This window comes from Pseudomonas farris (assembly GCF_019145235.1).
GTDB classification, from domain to species: domain Bacteria; phylum Pseudomonadota; class Gammaproteobacteria; order Pseudomonadales; family Pseudomonadaceae; genus Aquipseudomonas; species Aquipseudomonas farris.
Genome location: NZ_JAHSTV010000012.1, coordinates 47701 through 63474, shown reverse-complemented (window position 1 = coordinate 63474; position 15774 = coordinate 47701). Strand labels below are relative to the sequence as shown.

Annotated in this window: 13 protein-coding genes; 4 read left to right on the top strand and 9 right to left on the bottom strand. The window is 60.2% G+C overall.

The window, feature by feature from the left end; all coding sequences use genetic code 11:
• Positions 1-32 precede the first annotated feature (32 nt).
• The 5 genes from lnt to miaB form a co-directional block, all read right to left on the bottom strand.
• Positions 33-1556 (bottom strand): apolipoprotein N-acyltransferase, encoded by a 1524-nt coding sequence (gene lnt / locus KVG95_RS23660; RefSeq protein WP_217858154.1) that lies wholly within the window; start codon positions 1554-1556, stop codon positions 33-35.
• Positions 1557-1564: 8 nt separating this feature from the next.
• Positions 1565-2404 (bottom strand): CorC family transporter, encoded by an 840-nt coding sequence (locus KVG95_RS23655; RefSeq protein ID WP_030129528.1) that lies wholly within the window; start codon positions 2402-2404, stop codon positions 1565-1567.
• Positions 2405-2409: 5 nt separating this feature from the next.
• On the bottom strand, positions 2410-2904 hold the full coding sequence (ybeY, locus tag KVG95_RS23650) for an rRNA maturation RNase YbeY (protein WP_217858152.1): 495 nt from the start codon (positions 2902-2904) through the stop codon (positions 2410-2412).
• On the bottom strand, positions 2897-3913 hold the full coding sequence (locus KVG95_RS23645; protein ID WP_217858151.1) for a PhoH family protein: 1017 nt from the start codon (positions 3911-3913) through the stop codon (positions 2897-2899). Before KVG95_RS23645 ends, ybeY begins: the two co-directional genes overlap by 8 nt.
• Positions 3914-4137: 224 nt before the next feature.
• Positions 4138-5466, bottom strand: a complete 1329-nt coding sequence (gene miaB, locus KVG95_RS23640) for a tRNA (N6-isopentenyl adenosine(37)-C2)-methylthiotransferase MiaB (RefSeq protein WP_038983596.1) — start codon at positions 5464-5466, stop codon at positions 4138-4140.
• A 134-nt stretch (positions 5467-5600) separates the two neighbouring features.
• Here miaB and KVG95_RS23635 point away from each other — a divergent pair, with 134 nt between their 5' ends.
• Positions 5601-5930, top strand: a complete 330-nt coding sequence (locus KVG95_RS23635) for a DUF1820 family protein (protein ID WP_007894425.1) — start codon at positions 5601-5603, stop codon at positions 5928-5930.
• 141 nt (positions 5931-6071) lie between these two features.
• Here the strand turns inward: KVG95_RS23635 and KVG95_RS23630 are convergent, their stop codons facing one another.
• The 4 genes from KVG95_RS23630 to KVG95_RS23615 form a co-directional block, all read right to left on the bottom strand.
• On the bottom strand, positions 6072-6626 hold the full coding sequence (locus KVG95_RS23630) for a tetratricopeptide repeat protein (RefSeq protein ID WP_008070087.1): 555 nt from the start codon (positions 6624-6626) through the stop codon (positions 6072-6074).
• 224 nt (positions 6627-6850) lie between these two features.
• Positions 6851-8134: a glutamate-1-semialdehyde 2,1-aminomutase gene (hemL, locus tag KVG95_RS23625; RefSeq protein WP_052967419.1), complete on the bottom strand. Its 1284-nt coding sequence runs from the start codon at positions 8132-8134 to the stop codon at positions 6851-6853.
• 18 nt (positions 8135-8152) lie between these two features.
• On the bottom strand, positions 8153-8776 hold the full coding sequence (thiE, locus tag KVG95_RS23620) for a thiamine phosphate synthase (protein WP_217858150.1): 624 nt from the start codon (positions 8774-8776) through the stop codon (positions 8153-8155).
• Between the two features lie 32 nt (positions 8777-8808).
• Complete coding sequence (locus tag KVG95_RS23615; RefSeq protein WP_019581334.1) at positions 8809-9606, bottom strand: hydroxymethylpyrimidine/phosphomethylpyrimidine kinase; 798 nt, start codon at positions 9604-9606, stop codon at positions 8809-8811.
• A gap of 428 nt (positions 9607-10034) precedes the next feature.
• On the opposite strand from KVG95_RS23615, the gene KVG95_RS23610 reads away from it, so the two are divergent.
• The 3 genes from KVG95_RS23610 (at position 10035) to amn (ending at position 15764) form a co-directional block, all read left to right on the top strand.
• Complete coding sequence (locus KVG95_RS23610) at positions 10035-12410, top strand: hybrid sensor histidine kinase/response regulator (RefSeq protein WP_217858149.1); 2376 nt, start codon at positions 10035-10037, stop codon at positions 12408-12410.
• 75 nt (positions 12411-12485) lie between these two features.
• Positions 12486-14135: an acyl-CoA dehydrogenase family protein gene (locus KVG95_RS23605; protein WP_217858148.1), complete on the top strand. Its 1650-nt coding sequence runs from the start codon at positions 12486-12488 to the stop codon at positions 14133-14135.
• A 129-nt stretch (positions 14136-14264) separates the two neighbouring features.
• Positions 14265-15764 carry an AMP nucleosidase gene (gene amn, locus KVG95_RS23600; protein WP_217858147.1) on the top strand — a complete coding sequence of 500 codons (1500 nt, stop codon included), beginning with the start codon at positions 14265-14267 and terminating at the stop codon, positions 15762-15764.
• Positions 15765-15774 lie beyond the last annotated feature (10 nt).

Below are 15774 nucleotides of genomic sequence, written 5' to 3'. Positions count from 1 at the left end.
CAAATGTGGGAGCGGGCTTGCTCGCGAAGCTTTTAAACGGTTTTCGCCATCCGGTTGGCCACGAGCGCCCAACCAAATAACAACACGCAAACGATGATCAACGGCCACGAACGCCATTGCAGGTACGGCGTCAGGTTGTGCATCGGCACCACTTCGCCATACAGAATGCCTTGTTCGAACTGCGGGATCTGCGCAGTGATCTGACCAAACGGGTTGATCAGGCCGGTCACGCCGTTGTTGGTGGCGCGGATCATCCAGCGGCCGGCTTCAAGTGCGCGCATCTGTGCCATCTGCAAATGTTGCAGAGGGCCGATCGAGGTCCCGAACCAGGTGTCATTGCTGATGGTCAGCAGCAAATCGCTGCGGGCGGCGAGGCCGGCGGCGAATTCCGGGTAGACCACTTCGTAGCAGATGAACGGCGCAATCTGATAACCCTTGGCTTGCAGCAGCGCCTGATCGGCCGGCCCACGGGCAAAGTCGGACATCGGCAGGTCGAAGAAAGCGATCAGGCCGCGCAACACTTCCTGCAATGGAACGTATTCGCCGAACGGCACCAGTTTCTGCTTCAGATAAGTGCCATCGCCTTCACCAACAACGGTAATGCCGTTGAAAAAGCGCTTCTCATGATGGACTTCCTGGCGAATCGGTACGCCGGTAATCAGCGCCGATTTACGCTCGGCGGCGAAGCTTCCCATCATGTTCAGGTAGCCCTCGGCGGACTCCTTGAGCACCGGGACCGCCGTCTCCGGCCAGATCAGCAGGTCGACGCGTTTGGAGCTGAAACTCATATCGCGGTACAGCGCCAACTGCGCATTGAGCTGCGAGGGGTCCCACTTCATGCTTTGTTCGATATTGCCCTGAATCGCCGCGACGCTCAGGGGGGCGCCCGCCGGGCTGGTCCAGGCATGTTCCTTGAGCGCCATGCCGGCCACCCATGGGCCAGCCAGCAGTAGCACGCCGACAGCGATGAAGCCTTTACGGCCAGTGCGCACCAATCGTGCAGCGTTGTAGATCAGTGCAGCCGTCAGGGCCAGGGTGAAGGAAATCAGCCACATTCCGCCGACCGGCGCGAGCCCGGTCAGTGGACCATTGAGCTGGCTATAACCGGAATAGAGCCATGGGAAACCGGTAAGGAACCAGCCGCGAAAGGCTTCCTGACCCACCCACAACGCCGCAAATGCCAAGGCATCGGCCAGCGGCGCTTCGTTACGGCGCAGCCAGCGCGCCCAAATCCAGGCGGGCAGGGCAAAGAACCAGGCAATTGCGGCGGTGAAGAGCAGCATCAAGAAGCCGGCCAGCAGCACCGAGGCGCCGCCGAAGTTGTGAATGCTGTAGTAGATCCAGCTGGTGCCTGCGGCAAACAGGCCGAAACCGAAACACCAGCCACGGCCCAAGGCCTGGCGGGGGCTCAGTTCGCGCAGCCCGGCGTAAAAGAAACCGACCGCCAGCAATGCCAGCGGCCAGATATCGAACGGCGCCAGGGCCAGGGTGGTGAGTGCACCGGCTGCCACGGCCAGCAGGTTACCGGGCCAGCCGGGGCGGGTTACGCGAAGCATGTCAATCCTTAACGGGCAATGGGCGACAGACGCAGCAAATGAATACGACGGCTATCGGCATTGAGGATGCGGAAGCGGTAGGCGCCGATTTCAGTGATTTCGTTGCGTTTTGGCAAGTGTCCGAACGCGCTCATCACCAGGCCGCCGACGGTGTCGAATTCGTCGTCGGAGAATTCGCTGTCGAAGAACTCGTTGAAGTTATCGATCGGCGTCAGGGCCTTGATCAGGAAGTCACCGCTGGGCAGCGGCTTGATGTAGCTGTCTTCTTCGACGTCGTGCTCGTCTTCAATGTCGCCGACGATCTGTTCCAGCACGTCTTCGATGGTCACCAGGCCAGCCACGCCACCGTATTCGTCAATGACGATGGCCATGTGGTTATGGTTGGCGCGAAACTCGCGCAGCAGCACATTCAGACGCTTGGACTCGGGCACGAACGTGGCCGGGCGCAGCAGATCCTTTATGTTGAAGCTGTCGCCGTTTTCCTTGAGGATCAACGGCAGCAAGTCCTTGGCCAGCAACACGCCCATCACGTCATCGTGGCTTTCGCCGATCACCGGGTAGCGGGAGTGGGCCGAGTCGACCACGGCCGGCAGGAACTCGCGAGGTGTCTGGGTCGCCTTGATGCTGATCATCTGCGAGCGCGGGACCATGATGTCCCGCACTTGCAGGTCTGCAACCTGGATGGCGCCTTCGACGATGGCCAGCGCTTCGCTGTCCAGCAACTTGTTTTGATGTGCATCGCGCAGCAGCTCCAGCAGCTCCTGGCGGTTCTTCGGCTCGTGGGCAAAAGCCTGGGTGAGCTTACCCAGCCATGACTTCTGCCCGTTGCTCGATCGATCTTCGCTCATAGCGATTACTCTGAATCCTTTGTTGTTACGATTGGGGATGTGTCTGTTTCGTCGTCCGCATAAGGGTCCGGATGACCCAGCTCTGCAAGCAACGTTCGTTCCAGTGCTTCCATTTCTTCGGCTTCGTCATCATCTATATGGTCGTAACCAAGCAGATGCAAGCAGCCGTGAATGACCAGATGCGCCCAGTGGGCCGTTAATTCCTTGCCTTGTTCCGCCGCTTCGCGCTCGACCACTGCTACGCAGATCACCAGATCGCCAAGCAAGGGAATGTCGAGAAATTCATCGGGAACATCGGCCGGGAACGACAAAACGTTGGTGGCGTAGTCTTTCTGCCGCCAGGTGAAGTTCAGTTCGCGGGCTTCCTCCTCGTCGACCAAACGGATGGTCATTTCGGAGTCGGCAGTACGCTGGCGCAGGGCCAGTTCGCACCATTGACGGAATTCGGCTTCGCTTGGGGCAGACGCTTCGGTAGCCAGTTGCAGATCAAGCTCAAGCATCGGGGCGAGTGTCCTTGGGAGAGAACTTCGCCGGTTCGTCGGCTGTGCGATTTTCGAAGCGCTCGTAGGCTTCGACGATGCGCTGCACCAGCGGATGGCGCACCACGTCCTTGGGCATGAAGTGCGTGAAGCTGATACCCGGTACGTCTTTCAACACCTCGATCACGTGATGCAGCCCGGACTTGGTGCCTTTCGGCAGGTCGACCTGGGTGATGTCACCAGTGATGACGGCGGTGGAACCGAAGCCGATCCGGGTCAGGAACATCTTCATCTGCTCGACGGTGGTGTTCTGGCTTTCGTCGAGGATGATGAAACTGTTGTTCAGCGTACGACCGCGCATGTAGGCCAGCGGCGCGACTTCGATCACTTGACGCTCGATCAGCTTGGCGACGTATTCGAAACCGAGCATTTCGTAGAGTGCGTCATAGAGCGGGCGCAGGTACGGGTCGATTTTCTGGGACAGGTCGCCGGGCAGGAAACCGAGCTTTTCGCCCGCTTCAACCGCCGGACGGACCAGCAGAATGCGGCGAATCTGCTCACGCTCCAGCGCGTCTACCGCGCAGGCAACGGCCAGATAGGTCTTGCCGGTACCGGCCGGGCCGATGCCGAAGTTGATATCGTTACCGAGGATTTCCTTCACATAGCGCAGCTGATTCAAGCCGCGAGGGCGAATCATGCCTTTCTTGGTGCGCAAGGCGACGGACGGTTCGGCGGGGGAGTGGTTGTCCAGTTCCTCGACGGCCGATTCCTGCAGGAACAGGTGAACCATGTCCGGCGACAGCTCGGTACCTTTGGTTTCCCGGTACAGGCGGCGCAGCAGGTTTTCCGCGGAGGTGGTGTGCTTGGGTTCACCGATCAGTTCGAACTGATTTCCGCGGTTGCGGATCTCGATCGCGAGGCGCTGTTCGATCAAGCGCAGATGCTCGTCGAATTGCCCGCACAGATTGGCGAAGCGGCGAGCTTCAAAAGGCTCGAGGATGAAACGATGTGGTTCTATGGGTGCGTTCAAGGTCGTATTTAGCCGCCCAGGGGCAATTATGATGAATCAAGGATAGCGCCAGTCGCCTGGGTGCGAAAGCTCTTAAATAAGATGCCGGTTGGCGCTTGATCTGTGGCGAGGGGGCTTGCCCCCGTTCGGCTGCGAAGCAGTCGCGAAATATTCGGGATCGCTTCGCGATCCAACGGGGGCAGCCCCCTCGCCACAAAAGCCCGGCTCCCACAGATGACGAGGTGTTATTGGATCAGCGAGCCCCGCAGCGAGTGCGGTTGCGCGGCATCGATGTGCACGTCGGCGAACTGGCCGATCAGGGTCGGATTGTCGCAGCGGAAGTTGACGATACGATTATTCTCGGTCCGGCCTTGCAGTTCACCGGGGTCTTTTTTCGAATAATCGGTTACCAGAATCCGCTGAATGGAGCCCACCATTTGTCGGCTGATCTCGAAACCTTGCTGGTTCAGGCGATGTTGCAGGGCGTTCAGGCGTTCTTTTTTCAGTTCTTCCGGCGTTTCGTCAGCCAGATCGGCGGCCGGAGTACCCGGGCGCTGGCTATAAACGAACGAGTAGGAGAAGTCGAAACCGACGTCTTCGATCAGCTTCATGGTCTGTTCGAAGTCTTTCTCGGTCTCGCCCGGGAAGCCCACGATAAAGTCAGAGCTGATGCAGATCCCCGGCACGGCGGCCCGCAACTTGCGCAGTTTGGATTTGTACTCCAGCGCGGTGTGGTTGCGCTTCATCGCCGCGAGGATCCGGTCGGAACCGGATTGCACCGGCAAATGCAGGTGTTTCACCAGTTCCGGTACGTCGGCGTGGGCCTGGATCAGGCTGTCGGAGAATTCCAGCGGGTGCGAGGTGGTGTAGCGAATGCGATCGATGCCATCGACAGCGGCCACTACGCGGATCAATTCCGCCAGATCGGCCAGCCGACCATCGTGGGTAGTCCCGCGATAACCGTTGACGTTCTGCCCCAGCAAGGTCACTTCGCGCACGCCGTTTTCGGCCAGGTGAATGATCTCGGCAATCACGTCGTCGAATGGTCGGCTGACTTCTTCACCGCGCGTATATGGCACTACGCAGAAGGTGCAGTACTTGCTGCAGCCTTCCATGACCGACACGTAAGCGCTCGGCCCGTCGATGCGTGGCTCGGGCAAGTGGTCGAATTTTTCGATTTCCGGGAACGAGACGTCGACTTGCGGCAGCTTGGTCAGGCGCGCGGCGTCGATCATTTCCGGCAGGCGATGCAGGGTCTGCGGGCCGAATACCACGTCCACGTACGGAGCGCGATCACGGATGGCCGCGCCTTCCTGGCTGGCCACGCAACCGCCGACAGCGATGACCATGTCAGGGTTGGCCAGCTTCAATTCGCGCCAGCGGCCCAGCTGGGAATACACCCGGTCCTGGGCGCGTTCGCGGATCGAGCACGTGTTGAGCAGGATCACGTCGGCATCTTCAGCACGAGCGGTGACTTCCAGGGCCTGATGTTCACCCAGCAGATCGACCATGCGCGAGCTGTCGTACTCGTTCATCTGGCAACCGTGGGTTTCGATGTAAAGCTTCTTGGCCATGGACAGAGTCATCACGTGATTCAAAGAACCGCGCATTATAGGGAACATGCACCAAGGTTCCTACCGTTGCGCGTCCGACGGCTATGCTATAGTTCGCGCCCTCATTTTTATCCCCGATGTGTTACCCGCCCACCATGACCAAACGTGAAGCTCCAATCTACAAGGTGATTTTCCTCAATCAGGGCCAGGTGTACGAAATGTATGCCAAGCAGATCTATCAAAGTGATCTGTGGGGCTTCCTGGAAGTGGAAGAGTTCGTCTTTGGCGAGCGCACGCAAGTGGTCGTCGATCCGAGCGAAGAGAAGCTCAAGGCTCAGTTCGAAGGCGTTGTGCGCAGTTTTGTGCCGATGCATTCGATCGTGCGCATCGACGAGGTCGAGCGCCTCGGCACCCCGAAAATCAGCGAAGCCCGCGGTGCGGTCGGCAATGTCATGCCGTTTCCGATGCCGATGCCTGAGAAGTAAGCTTCAAGACCGAGTTGCCCCCATTCGCGAGCAAGCCCGCTCCCACATTTAATCTCTGGTGCTCACAAATATTGTGTTCACTGAAGATCTAATGTGGGAGCGGGCTTGCTCGCGAAGGGGCCAGAAAGATCGATGCAGAATTCAGGGCAGTGGCGAAAACGGCGTGCGCCCATCGGCGCTCTGCAATTCCATCAGGTATTTACGGAAAATTTGCCCCAGCACCTGGGTAGCGACTTCCAGATCTTCGCGGGGCATTTTTTCGGCGACTTCGTCGGCGGTGTCCAGCGCCTCTTCGGCACCGTTGACGGCGGCCATTTTCAGCACGATATACGCCTGAACATTATTGGCCGGTACGCCTTCACCGTGGAAGAACATGGTGCCGAGTTTGAATTGCGCCTGGGCGTGGCCTTGCAGCGAGGCCTTTTCGAAGTAACTCAGGGCTTGATTGAGGTCGCGGGGCGCGTTTTTGCCGTCGTAGTAGAACTCACCCAACTCGTATTGCGCTTGCGCATCCCCTTCATCCGACGCTTTCTGACAGGCGGCGAGCGCTTGCGTCAGGTCTTGCGGCTGAGTATTGAGGGTGCAGCGACCCATCGCCGGGATCAACAACGAGTTGCCGCCTGCTTGTGCGAGCGCGAGCAGGGGCTGAAGGAGCAACAGGCAGCCCAATGCAAGGGTGCGGCCGGTGCGGTTCATGGGAATCGACTTACCTCTGAGGGGCGCGTGGACCCATCGAGGGATCCAATAAGCGCGCATTATGAAATAAGCAGGGCCAACCTTACAAAGTCTTTACTCGTTTTTCTGCTGCACGGGGAATATATCGCCCACTTTGCGGGGGATTATTGGCAGATGAGTAGGAAAAAGGACGCGAATGTAGGTGAAAGCTGACGCTGGCAATAGCCAACGTCAGCGTCGCAGCTTTATTTCAGTGCGGCGAATGCACGCTCGGCGGCGTCCAGTGTCAGTTTCAACTCGGTTTCGCCGTGGGCGATCGAGGTGAAACCGGCTTCAAAGGCGCTTGGCGCCAGGTACACACCGCCTTCGAGCATCAGGTGGAAGAAACGCCCGAACAGGCCGGCATCGCTGGCCATCACATCTTCAAAGGTCACGATGTCGTCGGCGCCGCTGAAGTACAGGCCGAACATGCCACCCGCCTGAGTGGTCACGAACGGAATGCCGGCGGCGTCGGCGCGCTGTTGCAGGCCATCGAGCAGACGGCTGGTGTAGTCGCTCAGCTCGGCGTGGAAACCAGGACGACTGATCAGGCGCAGAGTGGTCAGGCCCGCCGCCATCGCCAGGGGGTTACCCGACAACGTGCCAGCCTGGTAGACCGGCCCCAGTGGCGCGATTTGCTCCATGATCTTGCGTTTGCCACCGAAGCAGCCAACCGGCATGCCGCCACCGATGATCTTGCCGAAGGTGCTCAGGTCCGGCGTGACGCCGTAATGGGCTTGGGCGCCACCGAGGGCGACACGGAAACCGGTCATCACTTCGTCGAAAATCAGCACCACGCCGTGCTTGTCGCACAGGGTCCGCAGGCCTTCGAGGAAGCCCGGTGCCGGCGGTACGCAGTTCATGTTGCCGGCCACTGGCTCGACGATGATGCAGGCCACGTCCTGGCCGACTTCGGCGAGCATGGTTTCTACCGCGTCGATGTCGTTGAACGGCAGGGTCAGGGTGTGTTTGGCGAACGCCGCCGGTACACCGGCAGAACTCGGCACGCCTTGGGTCAGGGCGCCGGAACCGGCCTTGACCAGCAGGCTGTCGGAGTGACCGTGGTAGCAACCTTCGAATTTGATGATGCTGTCACGGCCGGTGAAGCCACGGGCCAGGCGGATGGCGCTCATCGTCGCTTCGGTGCCGGAGCTGACCATGCGCACCATTTCCATCGACGGCACGATCGAGCAGACCAGATCGGCCATTTCGGTTTCCATCGCGGTCGGGGCGCCGTAGGACAGGCCGTGTTCCAACTGTTTGCGCACCGCGTCCAGCACGTCCGGATGGCTGTGGCCGAGAATCATCGGCCCCCAGGAACCGACGTAATCCACATAACGCTTGTCGTCTTCGTCGGTGACGTAGGCGCCTTCGGCGTGTTTGAAGAACAGCGGCGTGCCGCCAACACTCTTGAACGCACGAACAGGCGAGTTCACGCCTCCGGGAATGTGTTTCTGGGCATTGGCAAACAGGGTTTCGGAACGAGACATGATCGGGCTCTCAGAAAATCAGGATTTGAATAATTCATTAAAGGCGCGGGCGCGGCGCGTTACTTCAGCCGTGTTCTCGGCGCCAAACAGACCATGCACCACCGCCAGCAAGTCGACCCCGTGGGCCACCAGTGGCGTAGCGTTGTCCAGAGTAATGCCGCCGATCGCGCAGATTGGCAGGTGCAGTTTGCCGCGAGCCTGATCGAGCAGATCGAGGCTGCAGGCCGGTGCGCCGGGCTTGGTGTTGGAGTTGAAGAAGCGGCCGAAGGCGACGTAGCTGGCGCCTTCTTTGGCGGCTTGTTCGGCGAGTTCGAGTTGCGCGTGGCAGGTCGAACCGATGATCGCCTGACGACCGAGCAGTGCGCGAACCGGCATCAGCGGGCCATCGGTCTGGCCCAGGTGCACGCCGACATTCAAGCGTGCGGCCAGTTCGGCGTCGTCGTTGATGATCAGATGGGTCTTGTAGCGTTCGCACAGATCGCGCAGGGCTTCGGCCTCACGCAGGCGGCGGGCTTCGTCGCTGCTCTTGTCGCGGTATTGCAGCAGGGTGACGCCGCCTTCAAGCGCCGCCTCCACGTACGAAAGAAATTTCCCGGCCAGTAACTGGCTGTCGGTAATGGCGTACAGGCCACGTAGTTTCATCGGACAAGCCTCACCGCAATACTAATAAAAAGTTACGAACAGAAGTCCAGTGGCAAGCGGCGCGGCACGAACTGGCCTTTGCCCAGCTGCTCCGCATCACGCAAGGTGCGCCAAGTGTAGTCAAGCGCGCTCTGTACGGCACTGGCAAGGTGTTCACCCTGGGCCAGGCGACCGGCGAGGGCGCTGGCCAGCGTGCAACCGGAACCGTGATAGCTGCCGGGCAAGCGCTGGCAGGTAAAGGTTTCGCGGCGACCGTCGCGGCTGTACAGGCGATTGTGTATCTCGTGTTCGTCGCCATGACCGCCGGTGATCAGCAGGTGTTTGACGAACGGCAGGAGTTTTTCAGCGCACTCGTCCGCGGTGCCTTCGGGCAGTTCTGCGAGGATGCGGGCTTCGGGAAGGTTGGGGGTGGCAATGATCGACAGCGGCAACAGGCGTTCGCGCATGGCGTAGCCGACCTCGTCCTTGCCCAGTCGTCCACCGCCACCGGCGCGCAGCACCGGGTCGCAGACCACCGGCAAATGCGGGTGCGCTGAAAGCAGTTCGACCACGGTGTCGACCATTTCCAGGGAACCGAGCATGCCCAGTTTGACGGCGGCGACTTCGGAGTCGTTGAGCACGGCGTTGGCTTGGGCCAGCACCCACTCGCGATCGAGAACGCGGAAGTCAGTGACGTTGACGGTGTCTTGCACGGTCAGGGCGGTGACGGCCGGAGCCGCATGACAGCCCTGAGCGAGCAGGGCTTCGATATCTGCCTGCAAGCCGGCGCCACCACTTGGGTCGTGGCCGGAGAGACAGAGGACAACGGGGCGAGAGCTGTAGATATTCATGGTGCGCGAGCTTACCACCAAACATGTTTTTTCGGGTGTTGTGGCCGCCATCGCGGCCGATACATTGTGGTGGGGGGGCTTGCCCTCGTTCGGCTGCGAAGCGGTCGTAAACCGGCCGATGCGGTGTTCCTGGCAGAAGGCAAAGGGGGCGCTTCGCACCCCAACAGGGGCAAGCCCCCTCGCCACAAGTAATCGCTACGCGCTGAGGCATTGTCACAACCTGACCAAGCCAACAGCTCTAACTCAATGCATAGAGCTGGAACGCTTGTTCTAGAGCCTTTGCAGGAAAAATTTCAATGGTGTTCAATGGCCATCAACGGCTATGCTAGAGTGGATCCAAACCAATAACAGGTAATACCGGTTTTACGTCTACTCAAAAGGAATGGGGGGCTTCCTGACAGAACCGGACAGGCCACGCTGGGGCTTAAATGCGCTATTTGCTGATGTTGCTGTTGTGCTTGCCCCTCCTGGCGAGCGCCGTCGAATTCGACGAGTTCACCCAGAGCCTTCCCCTGGGCCGAACGATGCAGGTTTATGAAGACGCGGGCGGTCAGGCGACCATCGCCGATGTCCGTGCGCAAGCGGCGGCCGGGCAGTTCAACCCTCACGATAAAGCCACCCTCAACGCCGGTTATTCGCGTTCGGTGTTCTGGCTGAAAATCGACTTGCAGTACCGCCCGACCAACCCGTCGGCACAACAGACCTGGTTGCTGGAGTTGGCCTATCCGCCCCTCGATCACCTCGATCTCTACTTGCCCGATGCTGGCGGTGACTATCAATTGGTCCGACAGACTGGCGATGCATTGCCGTTTACCACTCGCGAGATCCGCCAGAACAACTATCTGTTCGATCTGAACTTCGCGCCTGGGCAGGCGCAAACCGTGTACCTGCGTCTGCAAAGCGAAGGGTCGGTTCAGGCGCCCGTCACTTTGTGGTCGAGCACCGCTTACCTCGAACAGCAGCCGACCCGGCTCTATGTGCTGGGGCTGATTTACGGTGTGTTGCTGGGGATGCTGGTCTACAACCTGTTCATCTATCTCAGCGTGCGCGACACCAGCTACCTCTATTACATCGTCTATATCGCCTCGTTCGGCTTGTATCAGCTGTCGGTGAATGGCGCGGCCGTGGAGTATTTCTGGCCAAACAATCCGTGGTGGGCCAACGCTGCGACGCCGTTCTTCATCGGCTGTTCAGGATTGTTCGGCAGCCAGTTCGCCCGCAGCTTCTTGCAGACGGCCACCCACAGTCGCTGGCTCGACCGTTTGCTGCTGGTGTTGATTGCGTTCAGCGCGCTGGTGGTCGGGTTGTCATTGATGACCAGTTACGCCCTGGCCCTGCGTCTGGCGACATTGCTGGCATTGGTCTTTACTGTGGTGATTTTCGCCGCCGGGATTTTCGCCTGGTGGCGTGGCCTGCGGGTCGCGCGGTATTTCATCATTGCCTGGTCGGCGTTCCTGCTTGGGGGCATCGTCAATACCCTGATGGTGCTGGGTTATTTGCCCAACGTATTCCTGACCATGTACGCCAGTCAGATCGGCTCGGCGATCGAAGTGGCGCTGCTGTCCCTGGCCTTGGCCGATCGCATCAACGCCATGCGCGAGCAACAGGCTCAGACGCTGTTCGATGCCGGCCAGAAGCTCGAAGTGCTGAACCAGCAACTGGCTCACAGTAACAAGCTCAAGGACGAATTCCTCGCCACCCTGACCCACGAACTGCGCACACCCATGAACGGTGTTATCGGTTCGCTGGAGTTGATGCAGACCGTCGAGATGAACCCTGAGCTGGAGCAATATCAGCAAACGGCTGCCGGTTCGGCGCGGGACATGATGCGCATGGTCAATGGCATCCTCACACTGACCGAATTACAGGCCGGCAAGCTCAAGGTCTACCCGGACACATTCAGTTTGCGCGGTGTGGTCGAGGCCTTGCGCCTGCAGTTCGATGGCAATGCATCGAGCAAGTCGCTGGACTTCAAGGTCGAGGTTGCACCGGGGCTGCCGGATCGCTTGCACGGCGACAGCGGCAAGCTGACGCAATGCCTGGAATGCCTGCTGGATAACGCGATCAAATTCACCCGGATCGGCGGATTGGCGCTGCGGGTGACGGGCAAACCTGTGGCGCCCGATCGGCTGGCGCTGTCCTTTGCGGTGATCGACACCGGCATTGGTTTTACCGATTTGGACGAGGCAACGCTGTATCAACGCTTCTTCCAGCTCGACGGCTCGATGACCCGTGAATACGGTGGTTTGGGCGTTGGCCTGGCCATTTGTCGGCAACTGGTCGAATTGCTCGGCGGGCGCCTGAGCCACCGCTCGGAACCGGGACGCGGCAGTCGCTTCCAGCTGGACGTCGAATTCGAGCTGCCGATGGAATCTGCGCCTTCGATTATCCGGCAAACCTCCCACCTGCGTTTGCCCCAGGACTGCACGGTGTTGCTGGTCGACGACAACAGCATCAATCAATTGGTGATGCGTGGCATGTTGCTCAAGCTTGGGTTCCGCGTGCGCACCGCCGACAGTGGCATCGCTGCGCTTGATCACTTGCAGCGTGAAACCGTTGATGCGGTGCTGCTCGATTGTCAGCTGCCGCCACTGGATGGCGCCTCGATCTGCAGCCGGATCCGCGCCTTGCCGGGTTGCGCCGAATTACCCGTGTTCATGATTGCCCTGAGTGCGGACCGGGCCTATTGCCCGAGCGACACCTTGGTCGACTACCTGAGCAAACCGGTGAAATTCGCGGATCTGCAGGCGGCGCTTTATCGGCGGGTGCTCTGTCCGGGGCAAGGCGAAAGCGCCGACAGTTAGGCAGATATGCCACTTTGTTCAACCTCGGGGCGGTGCTTAACTGAAAGTCCCTTGGCTGACCAAAGGAGCCCCGTCATGAACCTGCATCAGTTCGCCGAAACCCACGAAGTCACCAACCAGCCTCCATCGCTGGACGGCACCAACCTCTATCGCATCGACCTGCCGTTGCAGGAGTGGTCGCGGCGTTTCGATGCCGGTTGGGCCGAGTCGCGGATCGACGCTTACGGCGCATTGGCCGGCGGGCCGCTGATGGAGGCGGGGTTTGCGGCCAATCAGAACAAACCGGTGTTCGTCAGCCATGACCGCTACGGCTATCGCATCGATTTGGTGGAATTTCACCCGGCTTACCACGAGTTGATGCGCACGGCGGTGGAGCATGGCCTGACAGGCTTGCCCTGGACCGATCCGCAACCGGGCGCCCACGTTGCCCGCGCGTCCATGACGTATTTGCACAGTCAGGCTGAAGCCGGCAGCGGTTGCCCGCTGACCATGACCTTCGCCAGTGTCCCGGCGATGCGCCTGCAACCGGATCTGGCCGAACAATGGCTGCCGAAAATCCTCGCCACCGAATACGACCCGCGCAACGTGGGCATGGCCCACAAGGCCGGGGTCACCATCGGCATGGCCATGACCGAGAAACAGGGCGGCACCGACGTGCGAGCCAACACCACCAAGGCTTATCCGGTCGGCGCCAGTGGGCCCGGTCAGGCGTATGAACTGGTGGGCCACAAGTGGTTCTGCTCGGCGCCGATGTGCGACGCCTTCCTGACCCTGGCCCAGACCGACAAAGGCTTGACCTGTTTCCTGCTGCCGCGTCATCGACCAGACGACACACGCAATCAGTTCTACATCCAGCGGCTGAAGAACAAACTCGGCAACTGGTCCAATGCCTCCAGCGAGGTGGAATTCCGTGGCGCCCTGGCCTGGATGGTCGGCGAAGAGGGGCGAGGTGTTCCAACCATCATCGAAATGGTTGCCATGACCCGCTTCGATTGCATGGTCGGCTCCAGCGCGCTGATGCGCCAGGCGTTGACCCAGGCCAGCCATCACTGCGCCCACCGCAAGGTCGGTGGCAAGTTGCTGAGCGAGCAACCCTTGATGCAAAACGTACTGGCCGACCTGGCCCTGGAAAGCGAAGCGGCGTTGGCCTTGAGTTTGCGCATGGGCCGGTCGCTGGATCATCTGGATGACGAGCACGAAGCAAAATTCGCCCGACTGGTGACGGCGGTGGGCAAGTACTGGATCTGCAAACGCGCGCCCGCGATGATCAATGAGGCTGCCGAATGCATGGGCGGCGCCGGTTATGTCGAAGAAAGCATCTTGCCGCGTTTGTATCGTGAGGCCCCGGTTAACTCGACGTGGGAAGGTTCCGGCAACGTGCAATGCCTCGACGTGTTGCGCGCATTGTCGAAAGAGCCGGGCGTGCTTGATGTGCTGTTCAGCGAATTGGGCGACGGTCATGGCGACAAACGTCTGGCCGCGCATATCAGCCAATTGCAGGCGGCGTTCAAGGACACCGCCGAAATTCAATACCGCGCCCGCCAGCTCACCGAAGACATCGCCTTGGGGCTTCAGGCCAAGCTGTTGCTGGAGGCGGGGAATGCGGCGGTCAGTGATGCCTTCATCGCCAGTCGCCTCGGGTCGGCCGGTCGGGTGTATGGAACGTTGCCGCGCGGGCTGGATGTGGAAGCGATTGTGGCCCGGTCGACCCCGCAAGGGTTCTGACCACAATTTGATCAACAGCACTGAAACCTGTGGGAGCGGGCTTGCCCGCTCCCACAGGGTTTATCTGTATCTCAGAATTGATGTGCAGCCAACACGCCACTGTTCCCGTGAAGCGACGATGCAGGCAAGATGAAGGTCTGCAAGTCAGAACACAGGAAGCTGATCGTGACCGAAGCGTTTATTGTCGTTCAAACCGCCGAGCAAGCCGTGGATCGGCTTGCTGCCTTGCACGAGCGTGCAACCACAGCGCTGAATCAGGCGCTCAAGCGTTATCTCAAGGATCGCGTCGAGCCGGACGCAGAGCAGCGTGCTCTGTTTCGTTATCCCGAGTTGCGTCTGACCTACCTTTGCCAGGGCGAAGTCCCACAGACCACTCGCGCCTATGCCAAGGTTCAACTGCCGGGAACCTACAGCGTCACCGTCACTCATCCCCGCGCTTTCCGCAAATACCTGCTGGAACAACTTGTCCCGTTGATGCACGACTTCACCGTGACCGTGGAAGTCGGCGTCAGTCAGCAGAACATTCCGTATCCGTATGTGGTCGAGCAGGGCGATGAGCTGGCCGGCTCCGGCGTCACGGCGGCGGTGCTGGCGCGCGTGTTCCCGAGTACGGATTTGTCGGCCGCCACCGATGGCATTGCCGATGGTTTGTACGATTGGGAAAACACCGACCCGTTGCCCCTGGCCCTGTTCGACGCCGCGCGAGTGGATTTCTCCCTGCGCCGACTGGTGCATTACACCGGCAGCGACTGGCGCCATGTGCAGCCGTGGATTCTGCTGACCAACTACCACCGCTACGTCGACCAGTTCATCGTTCATGGCCTTGAGCAACTGCGCAACGATCCGCGTTTTGTGCGCATGGTGTTGCCGGGCAACGTGATCATCGAAAAGAGCATGGACCACGGCGAAGCGTCGGCGATTGCCGCGGGCGTGGTCTGGCATCGTTACCAGATGCCGGCCTATCACCTGATCGCCAGCGACGGCCATGGCGTGACCCTGGTGAACATCGGCGTCGGCCCGTCCAACGCCAAGAACATCACCGACCACCTGGCGGTGCTGCGTCCGCATTGCTGGCTGATGATCGGCCACTGTGGCGGCTTGCGTCAGTCGCAGACTATTGGCGATTATGTGCTGGCCCACGCTTACATGCGCCGCGACGGGATTCTCGACCGTGTCGTGCCGCCGAACATTCCGATTCCGGCCCTGGCCGAAGTGCAGATGGCGTTGCAGCAAGCGGCGGCCAACATCACCGGTGAGAAGGGCGATGAGCTGAAGAAGCGTCTGCGTACCGGCACCGTGTTGACCTACGACGACCGTAACTGGGAACTGCGCTGGGCGCAGGAACGTCCGCTGATCAACCTGTCTCGCGCCGTGGCGGTGGACATGGAAAGCGGCACCATCGCCGCGCAGGGTTACCGCTTGCGGGTGCCATACGGCACATTGCTCTGCGTATCGGACAAACCGTTGCACAGCGAAATCAAACTGCCGGGTTCGGCCAACGCCTTCTATGAACGCGCGGTCAGCCAGCACTTGAAGATTGGCATCGAAGCGGTGGATCTGTTGCGCACCGAGCTCAACTCGCTGCACTCGCGCAAACTGCGCAGCTTCGACGAGCCGCCGTTCCGCTGATTGTCTCATG